Source organism: Pseudomonas aeruginosa (assembly GCF_001457615.1).
Classification (GTDB): domain Bacteria; phylum Pseudomonadota; class Gammaproteobacteria; order Pseudomonadales; family Pseudomonadaceae; genus Pseudomonas; species Pseudomonas aeruginosa.
This window is the reverse complement of record NZ_LN831024.1, coordinates 5,524,473-5,542,006: the sequence shown is the minus strand read 5'-3', so window position 1 is coordinate 5,542,006 and position 17,534 is coordinate 5,524,473. Positions and strand designations below refer to the sequence as shown.

17 protein-coding genes are annotated in these 17,534 nt (G+C 68.9%); 9 read left to right on the top strand and 8 right to left on the bottom strand.

The features are described from left to right. Positions 1-17: 17 nt before the first annotated feature. Positions 18-1,271 (top strand): OprD family porin, encoded by a 1,254-nt coding sequence (locus AT700_RS25535; protein WP_003123555.1) that lies wholly within the window; start codon positions 18-20, stop codon positions 1,269-1,271. 144 nt (positions 1,272-1,415) lie between these two features. Here AT700_RS25535 and AT700_RS25530 read toward each other — a convergent pair whose 3' ends face one another. Continuing rightward, positions 1,416-4,352 (bottom strand): TonB-dependent receptor, encoded by a 2,937-nt coding sequence (locus tag AT700_RS25530; RefSeq protein ID WP_277620656.1) that lies wholly within the window; start codon positions 4,350-4,352, stop codon positions 1,416-1,418. A 197-nt stretch (positions 4,353-4,549) separates the two neighbouring features. On the opposite strand from AT700_RS25530, the gene AT700_RS25525 reads away from it, so the two are divergent. Next, a complete protein-coding gene (locus AT700_RS25525; protein WP_025297608.1) occupies positions 4,550-5,086 on the top strand; it encodes a sigma-70 family RNA polymerase sigma factor in 537 nt (178 codons plus the stop codon). After that, the gene (locus tag AT700_RS25520; protein ID WP_003112303.1) at positions 5,079-6,101 is read left to right on the top strand and encodes a FecR family protein; all 1,023 of its coding nucleotides are present in this window, start codon (positions 5,079-5,081) and stop codon (positions 6,099-6,101) included. Before AT700_RS25525 ends, AT700_RS25520 begins: the two co-directional genes overlap by 8 nt. Positions 6,102-6,117: 16 nt before the next feature. On the opposite strand, the gene AT700_RS25515 is transcribed toward AT700_RS25520, so the two are convergent. The 5 genes from AT700_RS25515 to desT form a co-directional block, all read right to left on the bottom strand. Next, on the bottom strand, positions 6,118-6,690 hold the full coding sequence (locus AT700_RS25515; protein WP_003112304.1) for a HupE/UreJ family protein: 573 nt from the start codon (positions 6,688-6,690) through the stop codon (positions 6,118-6,120). A 29-nt stretch (positions 6,691-6,719) separates the two neighbouring features. Further along, the gene (ureG, locus tag AT700_RS25510) at positions 6,720-7,334 is read right to left on the bottom strand and encodes an urease accessory protein UreG (protein ID WP_003095530.1); all 615 of its coding nucleotides are present in this window, start codon (positions 7,332-7,334) and stop codon (positions 6,720-6,722) included. A gap of 10 nt (positions 7,335-7,344) precedes the next feature. Then, positions 7,345-8,016: an urease accessory protein UreF gene (locus AT700_RS25505; protein WP_003095528.1), complete on the bottom strand. Its 672-nt coding sequence runs from the start codon at positions 8,014-8,016 to the stop codon at positions 7,345-7,347. Beyond that, positions 8,013-8,516: an urease accessory protein UreE gene (ureE, locus tag AT700_RS25500; RefSeq protein WP_003095526.1), complete on the bottom strand. Its 504-nt coding sequence runs from the start codon at positions 8,514-8,516 to the stop codon at positions 8,013-8,015. The genes AT700_RS25505 and ureE overlap by 4 nt, the downstream gene beginning before the upstream one ends. Positions 8,517-8,745: 229 nt before the next feature. Beyond that, on the bottom strand, positions 8,746-9,375 hold the full coding sequence (gene desT, locus AT700_RS25495) for a TetR family transcriptional regulator DesT (protein ID WP_003107570.1): 630 nt from the start codon (positions 9,373-9,375) through the stop codon (positions 8,746-8,748). A 158-nt stretch (positions 9,376-9,533) separates the two neighbouring features. Here desT and AT700_RS25490 point away from each other — a divergent pair, with 158 nt between their 5' ends. The 3 genes from AT700_RS25490 (at position 9,534) to AT700_RS25480 (ending at position 13,279) form a co-directional block, all read left to right on the top strand. Continuing rightward, positions 9,534-10,634, top strand: a complete 1,101-nt coding sequence (locus AT700_RS25490) for a ferredoxin reductase (RefSeq protein ID WP_014603346.1) — start codon at positions 9,534-9,536, stop codon at positions 10,632-10,634. Beyond that, a complete protein-coding gene (gene desB, locus AT700_RS25485; RefSeq protein ID WP_003121132.1) occupies positions 10,631-11,743 on the top strand; it encodes a fatty acid desaturase DesB in 1,113 nt (370 codons plus the stop codon). The genes AT700_RS25490 and desB overlap by 4 nt, the downstream gene beginning before the upstream one ends. 219 nt (positions 11,744-11,962) lie before the next feature. Next, complete coding sequence (locus tag AT700_RS25480; RefSeq protein WP_003095519.1) at positions 11,963-13,279, top strand: MFS transporter; 1,317 nt, start codon at positions 11,963-11,965, stop codon at positions 13,277-13,279. Here AT700_RS25480 and AT700_RS25475 read toward each other — a convergent pair. Further along, entirely contained in the window at positions 13,270-14,661 is a 1,392-nt protein-coding gene (locus AT700_RS25475; protein WP_034055304.1) for a heavy metal sensor histidine kinase, read from the bottom strand. The genes AT700_RS25480 and AT700_RS25475 overlap by 10 nt on opposite strands. After that, positions 14,640-15,329: a heavy metal response regulator transcription factor gene (locus tag AT700_RS25470; protein WP_003095515.1), complete on the bottom strand. Its 690-nt coding sequence runs from the start codon at positions 15,327-15,329 to the stop codon at positions 14,640-14,642. The genes AT700_RS25475 and AT700_RS25470 overlap by 22 nt, the downstream gene beginning before the upstream one ends. A gap of 137 nt (positions 15,330-15,466) precedes the next feature. Between AT700_RS25470 and AT700_RS25465 the strand changes: the two genes are divergently transcribed. From AT700_RS25465 to AT700_RS25455, 3 genes are read left to right on the top strand one after another with little or no spacing between them, the layout of a single operon-like run. Then, entirely contained in the window at positions 15,467-16,090 is a 624-nt protein-coding gene (locus AT700_RS25465; RefSeq protein WP_031685079.1) for a hypothetical protein, read from the top strand. A gap of 53 nt (positions 16,091-16,143) precedes the next feature. Then, positions 16,144-16,758 carry a cytochrome b/b6 domain-containing protein gene (locus AT700_RS25460; protein WP_031685076.1) on the top strand — a complete coding sequence of 205 codons (615 nt, stop codon included), beginning with the start codon at positions 16,144-16,146 and terminating at the stop codon, positions 16,756-16,758. Continuing rightward, the gene (locus tag AT700_RS25455) at positions 16,755-17,522 is read left to right on the top strand and encodes a molybdopterin-binding protein (protein ID WP_003099511.1); all 768 of its coding nucleotides are present in this window, start codon (positions 16,755-16,757) and stop codon (positions 17,520-17,522) included. The genes AT700_RS25460 and AT700_RS25455 overlap by 4 nt, the downstream gene beginning before the upstream one ends. Positions 17,523-17,534: the final 12 nt, after the last annotated feature.

The window sequence follows — 17,534 nt, the reverse complement described above, 5'->3', positions numbered from 1 at the left end:
AACGGAGCACAATAACAATGAAAATCCGTCGTAAAACCGCAGTCCCGCGCAATGCAGGGGCGGTCCTGCCGATGCTCGCCTGTCTTGCCGCGCAAGCTGCCGAGGGCGGCTTCCTGGAGGATGCGAAGACCGACCTGGTCCTGCGCAACTATTACTTCAACCGCGATTTCCGCGACCACGATGCCGGCAAGAGCCTGGTGGACGAGTGGGCGCAGGGCTTCATCCTCAAGTTCAGTTCCGGCTATACCCCGGGCACGGTCGGCGTCGGCCTCGACGCCATCGGCCTGTTCGGCGTGAAGCTGAACAGCGGACGTGGCACCAGCAATTCCGAGCTTCTTCCGTTGCACGATGACGGTCGCGCGGCGGACAACTATGGGCGCGTCGGCGTGGCCGCCAAGCTGCGCGTTTCGGCCAGCGAACTGAAGATCGGCGAGATGCTCCCGGACATTCCGCTGTTGCGCTACGACGACGGACGCCTGCTGCCGCAGACGTTCCGCGGTTTCGCCGTGGTTTCCCGCGAGCTGCCGGGCCTGGCTCTGCAGGCCGGACGCTTCGACGCGGTGAGCCTGCGCAATTCGGCGGACATGCAGGACCTATCGGCCTGGAGCGCGCCGACGCAGAAATCGGACGGTTTCAACTATGCCGGCGCCGAGTACCGCTTCAACCGCGAGCGCACCCAACTGGGCCTGTGGCACGGGCAACTGGAGGACGTCTACCGGCAGAGCTACGCCAACCTGCTGCACAAGCAGCGTGTCGGCGACTGGACCCTGGGCGCCAACCTCGGCCTGTTCGTCGACCGCGACGACGGCGCCGCGCGCGCCGGAGAGATCGACAGCCATACCCTCTACGGCCTGTTTTCCGCCGGCATCGGCCTGCATACCTTCTACCTTGGCCTGCAGAAGGTCGGCGGCGACAGCGGCTGGCAATCGGTCTACGGCAGCAGTGGGCGGAGCATGGGCAACGACATGTTCAACGGCAACTTCACCAACGCCGACGAACGCTCCTGGCAGGTGCGCTACGACTACGATTTCGTCGGCCTCGGCTGGCCCGGCCTGATCGGCATGGTCCGCTACGGCCATGGCTCGAACGCCACCACCAAGGCCGGTAGCGGCGGCAAGGAATGGGAGCGCGATGTCGAGCTCGGCTACACCGTGCAGAGCGGTCCGCTGGCGCGGCTCAACGTGCGCCTCAACCACGCCAGCAACCGACGCAGCTTCAACAGCGACTTCGACCAGACGCGGCTGGTGGTGAGTTATCCGTTGTCGTGGTGACGGACGCTGTCTCGCCGCTCCTCCGGACAGTTCCGGAGGGACGGGGAGCGGGAGGCCCGGTGCTTCGGCGGATAGCCGCTGGGCGGTTATCCGCCCTACCGGAGCGGCGCTCCGCCGACAACGCCTGGAGGGGGAGAGGGCGGCTCAGAACTTCGCCTGCATCCCCACCCGCAGGGTACGCCCGGGCGCGGGCATGAAGCTCTGTGCCAGCGGGTCGAGGTAATAGCGGTCGGTGAGGTTCTGCAGCGAGGCATTCAGTTCGGTGTGCTCGAACAGCTTGTACTTGAGGAACAGGTCGAACAGCTGCACCGAGCGGTACTCGATCTGCGGTGTGGTGGCGCCGACCTGCCAGGGCTTGTCCGCCGTGGCGGTGGGGCCGGAGGTATAGGTCATGCGTCCGCCCAGGGTCAGGGCCTGGTCGAAGAAGCGCAGGCCGGCGGTCAGGTTGGTCGCCAGCCGCGGCGGGTTCTGCGTGTTGGTATAGGAGCCCATGAAGCTGCCCGGCGTGCAGTTCGGCGTGTTCTCGGTGCGCTGGTAGCGGTTGGCGCCGGCGCGCAGCCTGGCGGCGAAGGCGGCGTCGCAGGTCTCGGTCTTCAGGTAGTAGGTCGCCGACAGGTCGGCGAACACCCGCCCTGCGTCGTAGTGCGATTGCAGTTCGAGACCGCTGGTGCGGTAGCTGTCGGTGTTGCTGAAGGTCATCAGGCCCATCTGGCCCGGATCGTAATAGCGGGTGATGTAGTTCTTGATGGTGTTGTTGAAGTAGGCCAGCTTGATCGCCGCCGAGTCGCCGTCGGCCAACAGGCTGTCGCGCAGCGCGCTGGCACCGATCTCCCAGCTGCGCGAACGCTCGGGCTTGAGGTCCTTGCCCGGCTCGACCTGGAGGGTGCCCTGGCTGGTCTCGAACAGCGACGGCAGACGCAGGCCTTCGGTATAGGAGGCGTAGACGAAGGTATCCGGGGCCAGCTCGAAATTGATCCCGAATGCCGGCGAGAAACCGCCGCCGCGGCTGCTGCCCTTCTTGCTGTAGTTGTAGCCGGTGACCACGTTGGTGACCCGCGAGGGATGGACTGTCACGTTGGCCGGGCCGAACTCGTCGAAGGGAATGCCTTCGAACGGATTGTTGGTGTTGTTGGTGACGATGCCGTTGTTGAGGCGGGGATCGGTGGCGTCGGTGTACTGGCCGTTCTGGTCGGGGAACCACATCATCGAGCCGTAGTAGCCGGGCCTGCTCACCGTGATGAAGCGCATGTCGCGATCCTCGCGCCGCGGCGAGGCGGAGATGCCGTTGTCCTTGCTGTTGAAGTGGCTGTAGCGGCCGCCGCCCCATAGCGTCAGGCGCTCGACCGGCTTGAACTCGAGCTTGCCGTTGAGGCCGTATTCCTGGCGGGTGGCGTCCCTCAGGGTGCGGTTGGCGTTGATGTCGTGGAGGGTGGTGACCACGCTTTTCTGCGGCTGGATGTCTTCGACCTGGAACGAGCCGCCGAGGTCGAGCTTGAAATCGCCGAAGTCGGTTTCGAAGCGCGCCACGTTGTTCAGGTCGCCGCCGATGCGCCGGTTGTCCTGGCGCGTCCAGTTGCGGTCGGAGCGATAGGCCTGGGAGCGCGGCGCCAGCACCGAGGTCAGCATGTCGCTCTTCGCCTCGGTCATCCACAGTCCGGTGCTGAGGTCCACCAGCGGATTGTTCTCGGGCAGGTAACGGTAGCGTGCGGTGTAGGTGTCGATCTTCACTTCGCTCAATGGGTACTGGTAGATGCCGGCGGTGCCGAAACGGAAGATGTCCGACGGCATGATCTCCCCGGTGCGCCCGTCGTAGCGACGATAGCCGAGGTCCAGGGTGTGCTCGTCGGCGATGCGCCAGGTCGCCTTGAGCAGGTAGGACTCGGTCTCCGACGACGAGTTGAGCACTTCCTCTCCCGCGTTGTAGACCTTGGCTACGCTGCTTTCCTCGCGACCGTAGCGGTTGTAGACGCGATAGCGGTCCTGGCCTTTCTTGCCGGAAAAGTAGTTGCCCTGGTTGCGCTGCGCATAGGCGGCGACCAGGTCCAGATGCTCGTTGCGGTAGGCGAAGGCGGCGCTGCCGGACTTGGCCTGGGAGCCGAACAGGCTGCCGCGGTCATCGTGCGGCACGCTGCTGAGATTCTCGGTCTTCGAACTGGCGCTGCGGTGCTGCGGGGCGACGCCGTTGTTCCAGACGTCGCCGGTGAAGCGCACGCCGAGGTCCTTGCCGGCGACCAGGATGTCCTTGACGCCGATGGTGCGCATTTCCACGCTGCCGCCGATCGCGCCCGAGCGGGTCGAGGGACCCTTGTCGACGGTCACGCTGCTGACCAGGTCGGGATCGATGTAGCTGCGCTGCTGGGTGCCGGCGTAGCCGCGGTAGACGTCCAGCGCCTGCTCCGCGCCGTCGACCCGCACCGCCACCCGGCTCTGCCCCTGGATGCCGCGGATGTTGACGTCCAGCGCGCCACCGTTGCGGCTGTCGCCGACCTGTACGCCCGGGATGCCCTGGAGCAGGTCACCCACGGAAACCCGGCCGAAGCGGTCGATGTCTTCGCTGGAGAGGTACACCGACGAGCGTGGCGCGGTATAGGTTTCCTTCTGCGGATCGGCCAGCTCGGCGGCCGAGACCACCACCGGCGACAGGTCGGCCGGGGCTTCTCCGGACATGCGCGGCTCGACCAGCAGGTAGGCGCCGGAGGTTCCCGCCGCGACCTGCAGGCCGGTGTTCGACAGGACTCGCTGCAAGCCTTCCAGTACGCTGTAGCGACCCTTGAGCGCCGGCGCCGTGCGGCCGCGGGTCAGCTCGGGGTCGAAGGACAGCAGCAGGCCCGACTGGCTGGCGAAGGCGCCCAGGGAGGCGCCCAGCGAACCCGCCGGGATGTCGTAGCTGCGCGGCGTGGCGTCGTCCAGGCGGGTAGCCGCGCTGTGCTGGCCGACGCTCTGCGCGTGGGCCAGGCCGCCGCCGAGCAGGCCGGCGCCGGCCGCCGACAGGCCGAGCAGGGCCCAGCGCAGGGCAAGGGTGAGCGGGGAGAGGCGCGACAAGGGGCGCGCCAGGCTGGGGATAGGGCGTTGTAGGGACATGACTTCTTCGCTCGCAGGGTTGGCGCCCGGCATTGCGGGCTCTCATTCCCTCTGTCGCACGAGATCGGAAAAGGGATATTTCGGGTTCGGCGGGCCGGACGGAAAGGGTCGCCGGCATTGTGGTCAACGCAAAATTAGTGATAATAGTTTTCATTTGCGATTGAATCCAGCTGACTATTCCGATGAATGCGCCTCCGATGAATGCGCCGAGTTCCTGCCTGTCCGCGGACCGCGACGGCGTCGCCACGCTCTACCGTGAAAACCATGCCTGGCTGCGCAACTGGCTGGCCTACCAACTCCGCTCCTGGGGACGCGGCGTGGCCGACGACCTGGCCCATGACACCTTCCTGCGCATTCTCGCCAGCCGCGACGGCGGCCAGCGTGAAGCGATCCGTCAGCCGCGCGCCTATCTCACCCGTATCGCCAACTGCGTGCTGGTCAGTTGGCGCCGTCGCCAATCGCTGGAACTTGCCTGGCTGGAGGCCCTGGCCACGCTGCCCGAGCCGTTGCAGCCGTCGCCGGAACAACAGAGCGTGATCGTCGAGACCCTGCACGAGATCGACGCGCTGCTCGATACCCTGCGCCCGCGGGTGAAACAGGCATTCCTGATGGCGACGCTGGACGGCATGAAGCAGAAGGACATCGCCCAGGCGCTGGGCGTCGCGCTGCCGACGGTGAAGAAGTTCATCCACCAGGCCTACGTGACCTGCCTGAGCCTGATGCCCGATGAATGACCGCGCTTCCCGCCGGGCGCCGCAGGCGGGCGATACGGAGCTTTCCGGGCCGCCGGCCGCCGAGGCGATCGCCCCGCAGGTGCTCAGGGAGACCGCCTCCTGGCTGCTGCTGATGCAGGAGGGGCCGCTGGCTCCGGCGCAGCAGGCCGAGCTGGAGTCCTGGCGCTCGCGCAGCCCCGAGCACCAGCGCGCCTGGCGGCGCGCCGAGCGTCTGCTGGCGAATATCGGTTCGCTGCCGCCGGCGCTGGCCCGGCGTGCGCTCGAGCGTCCGTCCGGCAGCGGCCGGCGCGCGGTCCTGCGCGGCCTCGCCCTGCTGCTCGGCGGCGCACCGCTGGTCTGGTGGGGATGGCGCGCGCAGGTCTGGCGCGACGGCTTCGGCGCCGACTACCTCACTGCCGTCGGCGAGCGGCGCGACCTGGTGCTGGAGGACGGCAGCCAGGTCGAGATGAACACCGACAGCGCGCTGGACGTGCGCTACGACGCCGGCCAGCGCCTGCTGCGCCTGTATCGCGGAGAGATCTACCTCCGCACCGCGGCGGATCGGCGCGAGCCGCCGCGGCCGTTCCTGGTGCGGACCGAACAGGGCCTGATGCGCGCGCTGGGTACCGCCTTCAGCGTCCGACGCGAGGGCGCAGAGACAGTGCTGGCGGTGTACGAAGGCGCGGTCCAGGTGCGTCCGGAGGGCGCCGCGAGCGCGGCGGATGGCCGGGTGATCGAGGCTGGCCAGCGGGTGCGCTTCGATCGCCAGCGGATCGGCCCCGTCGAGTCCGCCAGCGAGGCCGCGCTGGCCTGGCGCCAGGGCCTGCTGGTGGCCGACGACATGCCGCTGCGGCAGTGGGCGGGAGAACTGATGCGCTACGGCGGCGAGAGCATCGAGTGCGAGCCGTCGCTGGACCCGCTTCGGGTCTCCGGCACCTTTCCCGTCGACGACCTGCCGCTGGCCCTGGCGATGCTGGCGCAGACCCATGGCCTGCGCCTCGTGCACCAAGGCCGACGGGTGCTGATCAGGCGCTGAGGGGAGGCGCGGCGGCTCAGCCGGCCAGCAACCAGACCCCGGCGCCCGCCGAGGCCAGCCCGGCGAGACGTACCAGGGGCGCGGCCGCCTGCGGCAGGAAGCGCACCAGCGCGTAGCCGGCGGCGTGCAGCGCGGCGGTGGCGGCGACGAAACCGAGCGCGTACAGCCAGGGGCTGGAGAGGTCCGGCAGCTCCAGGCCGTGGGCGACCCCGTGGGCCAGGGCGAACAGCGCGGTGGCGGCCATCGCCAGCGGCAGCGGCGGGCGCACGGCGAGGGCCACGCAGAGGCCGAGGGCGAGCACCGAGGCGGCGATGCCGGTCTCCATGAACGGCAGTTGCAGGCCCTCGAAGCCGAGCAGCCCGCCGACCAGCATGGTGCCGACGAAGGTGCAGGGCAGGGCGAGGCGCGCGGCTCCCTGTTGCTGGGCGGCCCAGAGGCCGACGGCGAACATCGCCAGCAGGTGGTCGAGGCCGGTGAGCGGATGGGCGAGGCCGGCGACCAGGCCGTGTTCGCCGTGGCCGGGGTGGGCGAAGGCCAGCGCCGGAGCGGCGAGCAGGGCGAGGGCGGCGAGCAGCTTGGGCAGTTTCATTGGCGGTTCCTTGTCGTTGCGAAGTGGCGTCAGGCGGCGGTCAGCAGGCCCTGGCGCTCGATGAAGGCGATGATTTCGTCCAGCCCCTGGCCGGTCTTCTGGTTGCTGAACACGAACGGCTTGTCGCCGCGCATGCGCCGGGCGTCCCGGTCCATCACATCGAGGGAGGCGCCGACCAGCGGCGCCAGGTCGATCTTGTTGATCACCAGCAGGTCCGACTTGCAGATGCCGGGGCCGCCCTTGCGCGGGATCTTGTCGCCGGCGGAAACGTCGATCACGTAGAGGGTCAGGTCGGACAGCTCGGGGCTGAAGGTGGCCGACAGGTTGTCGCCGCCGGATTCCACCAGGATCAGTTCGAGGCCGGGGAAGCGCCGGTTGAGCTGGTCCACCGCCTCCAGGTTGATCGAGGCGTCCTCGCGGATCGCCGTGTGCGGGCAGCCGCCGGTTTCCACGCCGATGATCCGCTCGGGGGCGAGGGCCTCGTTGCGCACCAGGAACTCCGCGTCTTCCTGGGTATAGATGTCGTTGGTGACCACCGCGAGGTTGTAGCGCTCGCGCAGTTCGCGACACAGGGCCAGGGTCAGGGCGGTCTTGCCGGAGCCCACCGGACCGCCGATGCCGACACGCAGGGGTTGGGATGTCATGGGGTTTCTCCTAGGAACGGAACAGACGGCTGTACTGGGTTTCGTGGGTCATGCTGGCCAGCGCCAGACCGAACGCGGCGCTGCCCTCGACGGCGGGCCGCCGCAGCGCCTCGGCGCAGGCGCGGTCGAGTTCCGGCAGTAGGCTGGAAGCAAGTTTCTGCGCGGCCAGTTGGCCGAGCGGCAGGGTTTTCATCAGCACCGCCAACTGGTTTTCCAGCCAGCTCCAGAACCAGGCACTCAGCGCCTCCTCGGCGTCCAGGCGCCAGGCGCGCGCGGCCATCGCCCAGGCGGCGGCGAGATTGGGCGGGTCCTGGCGCGCCAGCCAGGCGCGGCCGGGAGCGTCGAGCTCGGGCAGGGCTTCCAGCAATTGGTGCAGGGAAAAGCCCATCTGCCGGCTCTCCTGGGCCAGCTCGCGGGTCTCGCGGCTGGCCCTATGGCGTTCGCTGGCCGCATCGCAGGCGGCCCAGTCGCCGATCAGCGCGGCGCGCAGCAGGCCGGCCAGCAGCGGCGCCTCGAAGCGCGCCAGGTTCAGTTGCAACTGGTCGACCAGCCAGGTCCGCGCGCTCTCGGCGTCGCGCACCCAGCCATTGTCGAGGGCCGCCTCCAGGCCCTGGGAATAGCTGTATCCGCCGATCGGCAACTGCGAGCTGGCCAGGCGCAGGCGCGCCCAGATGCTGTTCACCGGCGCACGCCGAACTGGTGCAGGCGCGGCGCGTAGTTGAACTCCGCCTCGCCATGGTGCGAGTGGTGGTGGCCTCCGCCGTAGGCACCGTGCTCCGGCTGGAACGGCGCCTCGATGGCCTCCACCGTGGCGCCGAGCTGTTCGAGCATGGCTTTCAGCACGTAGTCGTCGAGCAGGCGCAGCCAGCCGTCGCCGACCTGCAGGGCGACGTGACGGTTGCCCAGGTGGTAGGCGGCTCGGGTCAGTTCCAGCGGGCTGGCGCAGGTGACGTGGAGCAGACGTTCGGAGCGGGCGACGACCCGCACCAGGCGACCGTCGCGGGCCTCCAGGCAGTCGCCGTCGGCCAGCGGAGGCTGGCCGCGCTCGAGGAACAGGCCGACCTCCTCGCCGCTCGCCGCGAAGCAGCGCAGGCGGCTCTTGCTGCGCGCCTCGTAGGTCAGGTGGAGTTCTTCGTCCCAGCGGGGCGAGCGGGCGGGCAGGCGTTGGTGGATGACCAGCATGGGCAGTTTCCGCAATGCGACAGGAAAGGGATCACAACAAGCACCAGCAAGGGCCTTGCCAGGTCGATGCGGGACGCCTGTACCGGGAAAACGGGGCCATAGGGATGTAACAAAATATTGCAGCGCGCCAGGTTGGTGCGCAACGACTTTTTTGCCGCACCGGAAAGGTGCGCGCGCGTCTAGTCCGCGGACGAACGCCGAGCCGGAGGTCCGCTGGGGAGGTGCGGGGTCAGCCGGGCAGGCCGTGCCAGTGCTTGCCGCCGATCATGATGAAACGCAGCTGGTGGGTGATCTTCGCGGCCGGCATCAGGTGCGGCGGCAGATCGGCGGCGGGTGGGTCGATCAGCTCCGGAAGGGTGGCGAAGACGGTCTTCACCACCAGGTCGGCGAACACGTCGAGGGCCGCGCCGTCGAGGTGCGGCATCTTGTTCAGCAGCGCCAGGTCGGCGGCCAGATCGTCGGTGATGCGCTGGCGCAGGCTGGCGATGGCCTGGCGGATCGGCAACGAGCCGCCGTATTGCTCGCGGGCGAGGAAGAGGAACTGCGAGCGGTTGGCGCCGACCGCGTCGAGGAAGATGCGCACCGAGGCGTCGATCAGCCCGCCCAGTTCGAACTCGTTGCGGCGCACCGCGCGCAGGGTGGCGCGGAAGGTCTCGTCGACTTCGGCGACCAGCGCCAGGCCGAGCTGGTCCATGTCGCTGAAGTGCCGGTAGAAGCCGGCCGGGACGATGCCGGCGGCGCGCGTCACTTCGCGCAGGCTGAGGCTGCCGAAGCCGCGCCCGCTTTCCATCAGGTGGCGCGCGGCGCTCATCAGCGCGTGGCGGGTCTGCTGTTTCTGTTCGGCGCGGGGTGAGGACATACGGCTTCCTTTGGCGGACCGGCGACTGTAGCAAAAGCCCTGCGACCCGGTCGAACCGGGGACGGCAGCGGTCGAAGGATACATCAGTGAACGCTTGTTGACTCGATTGCGCGGAACGGGCAAAGTTTTGTGAACGATCGTTCACTGAAATATTTTCCATGGCCTTGCTTCCCCTCGCGCTCCTGACCCCTTTGCTCGCACCCCTGCGCCGTCTCGCCGCCCGTGGCTGGCTGCGTGAGGCCGATGTCGACGGCCTGCTGCGCCACGCCCATCCGCTGGCGTCGTTGAACCGCCACTATGCGCGGGTCGAGGCACGCTACTGGGTGGCCGACGATATGCTCGCCCTGGCCCTGCGTACCGCCCCCGGCTGGCCGCCGGCGCGGCCGGGCCAGCACATCCAGCTGCTGGCGGAGCGCGACGGGGTGCGGGTCGGGCGCAGCTACAGCCTGACCCGGGTGGTCGGCGAGCGCCTGGAAATCGCCGTCAAGCGTCACCCGGACGGGCTGCTCTCGCCCTGGTTGTGCGAACACCTGGCGGTCGGCCAGCGTGTCGAGTTGCAACCCGCGCAAGGCGATCTGCGCTGGCCGATGCAGGCCGAGGCGGTCTGCCTGCTGGCCGCCGGCAGCGGCCTGACGCCCTTGCTCGGCCTGCTCCGCGAGGCGCTGGAGAACGGCTATCGCGGTCCCGTGCTGTGGCTGCACTACGTCCGTCATCCCGGCCAGCGCGCCTGGCTCGGCGAGCTGGAGGCGCTGTCGGCGCGCCACCCGAACCTGGAGTTGCGCTGGAGCCTGACCCGCGGGGCGCGGGCCGATGGCTGCCTGGAGGGGCATTTCCAGCCGCGCCACCTGGACGGCTGGGCAGCCGACCTGGCGCGCAGCCAGGCCCTGGCCTGCGGGCCGGCGGCTTTCGTCGAGGCGGTGGGCGAGCAACTGGGGGCACGCTTCGCCGGCTTGCAGACGGAATCCTTCAGCGTCCCGCGCTGGCGCAGCGGGGAGGCGCCGCGCGAAGTGCGCCTGCGCTTCGCCCGGTCGCAGCGGGAAGTCTCCGGCGACAGCGCCGCCAGCCTGCTGGAACAGGCCGAGGCCCACGGCCTGCGCCCGGCCCACGGTTGCCGCCAGGGCATCTGCGCCAGTTGCACCTGCGTCCTGCTCAGCGGCTGCGTGCGCGACCTGCGCAGCGGCGCGCTGTGCAGCGAGCCCGGCCAGCCTATCCGCCTCTGCGTCAGCGCCGCCCACGGCGACCTGGCGCTGGACCTGTGAACCGACCTGCGAGCCCTGCGATGCGCGACGACCGCGAACTGACCCCGGAACAACTGGCGGCCTTCGGCGCCGAACTCGATGCCCTGCGCCTGCGTACCCTGGCCGATCTCGGCGCGGACGACGCGCGCTACATCCGCCGGGTCCGCGCGGCGGTGCGCGTCTGCTGCTGGAGCGGCAGGGCGCTGCTGATGTTCGGCTGGCTGCCGCCGACCTGGCTGCTCGGCAGCCTGCTTCTCGGCCTGGGCAAGATCCTCGAGAACATGGAGCTGGGCCACAACGTCATGCACGGCCAGTACGACTGGATGAACGATCCGGAATTCGCCGGCCGCGCCTACGAGTGGGACATCGCCGGGCCGTCCGACTTCTGGCGGCACACCCACAACCATATCCACCACACCTACACCAACGTGCTGGGCAAGGACGACGACGTCGGCTATGGGGTCGTGCGCCTGTTCCCGGAGCAGCGCTGGAAGCCGTTCTACCGCTGGCAACCGCTGTGGGTGACGCTGCAGGCGCTGCTGTTCCAGTACGCGGTGGCGATCCAGCATCTGCGCCTGGACAAGTACGCCAAGGGGCGCCTGGACAAGGCCGAACTCATGCCGCTGCTACGCCGCCTGCGTGCCAAGCTGGGTCGCCAGTGGACCAAGGACTACCTGCTGTTCCCGCTTCTCGGCCTGTTCGCCGGCGGCTTCGGCGCGGTGTTCGTCGGTAACCTGCTGGCCAACGTGCTGCGCAACCTGTGGACCTTCACGGTGATCTTCTGCGGCCACTTCACCGAGAAGGCGGTGGTCTTCCCGCCCTCGGTGCTGGAGGGAGAGACCCGTGGCCACTGGTACCTGCGCCAGTTGCGCGGCTCCAGCAACCTGGAGGGCGGGCCGCTGTTCCACATCCTGACCGGCAACCTCAGCCACCAGATCGAGCACCACCTCTACCCGGACCTGCCGGCGCGTCGCTACGCCGCGTTGTCCCGCGAGGTCCGCGAAATCGCCCGGCGCTACGGGCAGACCTACAACAGCGGACGCCTGGGACGGCAATTCCTCACTGTCTTGCGGCGCATCTGGGTATATCGGCTGCCGCCGCGCGAGCCCCTCCCGGCGGGGCGCGGCTGAGCCGACGGAACGCTCGCGGCGCCCGTGGCGGGGCCGCTCCGGAGCGGGGATAATGCCGCCCTGTGCACCGCGACGTGGCTTCCGGCCGCCGCGTGGCGTCGGAGTCTCGCCGAACGCAGGACGGCCTGCGCCCGCGATCGGCCAGCAGCGTCGATCCTTCCCGAATCTAACAATGCTCGGCGGATGCCGGCCGTGGGGCCCGTCCGTCCAGGAACCGTCATGTTCAGCCCGCTCGTCACCTTTCCCGCGCTCTACACCGCCACCCTGCTCATGCTGGCCGGCTCCGGCCTGTTCACCACCTACATCGGCCTGCGCCTGACCCAGGAAGGCGCAGGCGACCTGTGGGTCGGCGGGCTGATGGCGTCCTACTATTTCGGCCTGGTCTGCGGTGGAAAATTCGGACACAAGCTGATCGCCAGCTTCGGCCATATCCGTTCCTACGTGGCTTGCGCCGGGATTGCCACCGTGACCGTGCTGCTGCATGCCCTGGTCGATCAGCTGGAAGTCTGGCTGCTGCTGCGCTTCATCACCGGCGCGGTGATGATGAACCAGTACATGGTGATCGAGAGCTGGCTCAACGAGCAGGCCGAGAGCCACCAGCGCGGCAAGGTGTTCGCCGGCTACATGGTCGCCGTCGACCTTGGCCTGGTGCTCGGCCAGGGCCTGCTGGCGCTGAGCCCGACCCTCGACTACAAGCCGCTGCTGCTGGTCGCCATCTGCTTCGCCTCGTGCCTGATCCCGCTGGCCATGACCCGGCGCGTGCACCCGGCCAAGCTGGTCGCCGCGCCGCTGGAAGTGCGTTTCTTCTGGCAGCGCGTGCCGCAGGCGCTGGGCACCATCTTCATCGCCGGCCTGATGGTCGGCGCCTTCTACGGCCTGGCGCCGGTCTACGCCAACCGCAACGGCCTGGATGCCTCGCAATCGAGTTTCTTCGTCGGCATGTGCATCGTCGCCGGCTTCTGTGCGCAGTGGCCGCTGGGCTGGCTGTCCGACCGCCTCGACCGCAGTTGGCTGATCCGCGGCAATGCGGTGCTGCTGTGCCTGGCCTCGATCCCGATGTGGGGGCTGGTGACGCTGCCGTACTGGTTGCTGCTGGCCAACGGGTTCGTTACCGGCATGCTGCTGTTCACCCTTTATCCGCTGGCGGTGGCGCTGGCCAACGACCACGTCGAGCAGCCGCGCCGGGTCGCGTTGTCGGCGATGCTCCTGACCACCTACGGGGTCGGCGCCTGTATCGGTCCGCTGGTGGCCGGCGCGCTGATGCGCCACTTCGGTCCGGGACTGTTCTACATGCTGGTGTCCGGCTACGCGGTGCTGCTGGTGTTCTGGGTGCAGCCCAAGCGCGTCACCGGCGAACACCGGGTCGACGAGGCGCCGCTGCAACACGTGGCGATGCCGGACACGGTCAGCCCGATGGCCGCCACCCTCGACCCGCGCGTCGAGGAAGTGCCGGAGGAGCTGGTGGTGGAGGCGCCGGCGAATATCGGCCGCTCCGACGGCGAGCCGGACGCCGGCGAGAAACCCGCTCAGTCCTGAGCCGGGAACGCCAGGTCGAAGCGGATGCGTCCCGGAGCCGGTGCACTCGCTTCGGCGCGGCCGCCGTGCAGGCGCATGATCGCCTGGGCGATGGCCAGGCCGAGACCGCTGGACTGGGCGTCGCTGCGCGCGGCGTCGCCACGGTAGAAGCGGTCGAACAGGCGCGACAGCGGCTCGGCCGGCAGCCTGTCGCAGGCGTTCTCCACGCTCAGCAGGAATTCCCCCGAGCGGCGCAGGCCGCGCACTTCGATCAGGCTGTCGGCGCTGGCGTAGCGGATGGCGTTGGCCAGCAGGTTGCTCAGCGCCCGGCGGAACAGTTGCGGATCGGCGCGTAGCTGGCCGCTGACCTGGATGTCGAGGCTCAGCCCACGTTCCTCGGCCAGCCCTTCGAAATACTCCGCCTGGCGCCGCAGTTCTTCGCCCAGGTCCAGGCGGCTGCGCTCCACCGCTGCCCGCACGTCGTCGGCGCGAGCGAGGAACAGGATGCTCTCGACCATCCGCGCGATGCGCTCCAGCTCTTCCTGGTTGGAGGCGATCAGCGCCTGGTACTCCTCGTTGCTGCGCGGCTGGCGCAGGGCCACCTGGCCGTGGCCCATCAGCGAACCGATGGGCGTGCGGATCTCATGGGCGAGGTCGGCGGAGAACTGCTGCAGGCGCTGGTAGCCGTCGTCGAGGCGTTCGAGCATGGCGTTGAACGACTGTGCCACCTGCTGCAACTCGGCAGGCGCGGCGGCGACGTCGAGGCGGGTATCCAGGCTGGTCGGATGGATCTCCGCCGCCTTCGCCGCCAGCGTGCGCAGCGGGCGCAGGCCGTGGCGCAGGACCAGCCAGCCGAGCAGGGCGGTGCCGAGGAACGCCAGCAGCACGGCGGCGATGACCCGGTCGCGGTACTGGGCGAGCATCCGCGTCTCGCCCAGCAGCAGGTGCGCGGCGGTGATCTGCAACGGCTCGCGGCCGCCGACCAGGACCTCGGCGGCGAGCACGCGCATCGGGATGCCGTCGTGGGTCAGCGCGGCGTGCACGACGGACGGATTCAACGCCTGGCCGGCGGCGACCACCCGTAGCGACGGCAGGCGTTCGTGGCGCGGGTTGACCGCGACGATCGGCGCCTCGCCGGGCTGACCGAGGAGCAGGATGTCCTGCTCGTTGCCGAGCATGTTCTCGAACAGACGCGGGCGCGCCTTCAGCTCGGCCAGGGTGAGGTTGTCGCGCAGCAGGTTGCGGAAGTGCTCGACCCGGCCGGCGACCATCACGTCGCTGCGCCGCAGCATCGCCTCTTCCACCGAGCGGTACAGGTAGAAGCCGACCGCGCTGACCACCAGCGCCGCCACCGCGGCGAACAGCAGCGCCGCGTAGAGGGTCAGGGAGCGGCGGGCGGGCACGGGCGCTCCTCGCAGACGTAACCGATGCCGCGCACGGTATGGATCAGCTTGTTCGGGAAGGGATTGTCGACCTTGGCGCGCAGGCGCTTGATCGCCACGTCGACGACGTTGGTGTCGCTGTCGAAGTTCATGTCCCAGACCTCCGAGGCGATCAGGGTGCGCGACAGCACCTCGCCCTCGCGGCGCATCAGCAGGTGCAGGAGGGCGAACTCCTTGTTGGTCAGGGCGATCACCTGCCCCTGGCGGCTGACCTTGCGCCGCAGCACGTCCAGCTGCAGATCGGCCAGTTGCACCTGCTCTGCCTCGCGGACCACGCCGCGGCGCAGCAGGGTACGGATACGCAGCAGCAACTCGGTGAAGGAGAAGGGTTTCACCAGGTAGTCGTCGGCACCCAGTTCGAGGCCGCGGATACGGTCTTGCAGCTGGTCGCGGGCGGTGAGGAAGAGCACCGGCACATCGTGCTTCTTGCGCAGCACTTCCATGATCTGCCAACCGTCCAGGCCGGGCAGCATCACGTCGAGGACCACCAGGTCGTAGCGGTTCTCCAGCGCCAGGTAGAGACCGTCGGCGCCGTGCTGCGACCAGTCGACCGCATAGCCCGACTCGCCGAGGCCCTTCTTCAGGTACTCGCCGGTCTTCGTATCGTCTTCGATCACCAGGATGCGCATGTCTCGTTCCCCCTCGTTCGCCGCCATTCTAGCCAGCGCGCGGCGCGGATTCGGTGACATTTTTGTCATGCGAAAGTCATCTCCGGGTACCGCCGGCGGGGCGACCATCGAGGCTCAACCCCACCGAGGATCGACCGATGCTTCGACTCAAGGCTTCCCCCGCGCTGTTCTTCGGCCTGCTCCTGGCCAGTGCCGCCAGCTTCGCCGCGCAACCGCCTGCGGGCATGCTGCAGCCGCTGCGCGGCACCATCCAGCAGGCCGCCGACGACCACCTGCAACTGAAGGCCCGCAACGGCCAGCAACTGACGGTCAGGCTCACCGACAAGACCGCGATCCGCGCCGTGTCGCTGGCGAAGCCGGAGGACATCCAGCCCGACAGCTTCATCGGCACCGCCGCCGTGCCGCAGCCCGACGGCACCCTGAAGGCCCTCGAGGTGCATGTCTTCGCCCCCAGCCTGCGCGGCAGCGGCGAAGGCCACCGGCCCTGGGAGAATGCCGATGGCAGCGCCTCGACCATGACCAACGGTACGGTCGGCAACCTGGTGGTCAGCCAGGGCCGGCGCATGACCGTGAAATACGGCGATGGCGAGAAGACCGTGGTGGTGCCGGACGACGTGCCCATCGTCAGCCTGGAGCCGGGCGAGCGCAGCCTGCTCAAGCGTGGCGCCAAGGTCGTGCTGTTCCCGCAGAAGGGCGCCGACGGCAGCCTCACCGCCCTGGCCATCTCGGTCGGCAAGGACGGCGTGACCCCGCCGATGTGAGGTTTCGCCGGGACGGCGCGTCCGTCCCGGCCGGGTTTCCTTGGAGAAAAGCCATGAACCGTGCGTTGCACGCCTGGCCGGTGAGACTCTGCCACTGGCTCAATGCCTATGCCATGGCCTGCCTGATCGGCAGCGGCTGGGGCATCTACAACGCTTCGCCGCTGCTGGATTTCCGTTTTCCCGCCTGGGCGACCCTCGGCGGCTGGCTCGGCGGTTCCATCGCCTGGCATCTCGCCGCCATGTGGCTGCTGCTCGGCAACGGCCTGTGCTACCTCGCCCACGGACTGTCCAGCGGGCATTTTCGTCGCGACTTCCTGCCTTTGAGCGCGGCCGGCGTCTGGCGCGACCTGCGCCTCGCCCTCGGCCTGCGCCTGGTCCATGAGCCGGGCCGCTACAACGCGGTGCAGCGCCTGCTGTACTGGCTGGTCCTGGGGCTCGGTGCGCTGCTGGTGCTGTCCGGGCTGGCGATCTGGAAACCGGTGCAACTGCACGGGCTGACCGCGCTGTTCGGTGGCTTCCAGGGTGCGCGCTGGGTGCATTTCCTGGCCATGGCCGGGGTCGTCGGGTTCGTCGTCGTGCACCTGCTGCTGGTGCTGTTGGTGCCGCGCACCCTGCTGCCGATGATCATCGGACGCGAGTGGCGGCGCGGACGGAGGAGCGAAGGATGAAGGGGCCGGAGAAGAAGCGCGCGAAGATCGCGGTCGACCCGTCCAGCGAGCGGCAGATGGTCGATTTGCAACGCCGCCTGCTGTTGCGCGGCGGCCTGTCCCTGGGCGCCCTGGCGATGCTCTCGGGGTGCCGGCTACAGGATGGCGATTCGGTCGACAAGGTACTCTGGGCCATGTCGCGCTGGAACGACCGGGTCCAGGCCTGGCTGTTCAGCCGTACGCGGCTGGCGCCGACCTTCGATCCGTCGCAGGTGGCCTCGCCGTTCCCCTTCAACGCGTTCTACCCGGCCTACAACGTGCCGGAGATCGACCTGCCGGAATACCGCCTGCAGGTTTCCGGGCGGGTCCGCGACAAGCGCCCCTGGAGCCTGGAGCAACTGCGCCGGCTGCCGCAGGCCAGCCAGGTCACGCAACTGATCTGCATCGAGGGCTGGAGCGCGATCGGCCAGTGGAGCGGAGTGCCGCTGCGCACCTTCCTGGAGCTGGTCGGCGCCGACACCTCGGCGAAGTACGTTGGCTTCAAGTGCGCCGACCGCTACTACTCCAGCCTCGACATGCCCAGCGCGCTGCATCCGCAGACCCTGCTGGCGCTGGAGATGTCCGGGCAGGCGCTGCCGGAGGAGAACGGCTATCCGCTGCGCCTGCGGATTCCCACCAAGCTCGGCTTCAAGAACGCCAAGCACGTGGTGGAGATCTTCGTCAGCAACAGCAATCCCGGAGGTTACTGGGAGGACCAGGGCTACAACTGGTTCAGCGGAGTCTGAGGCGGGAGAGTG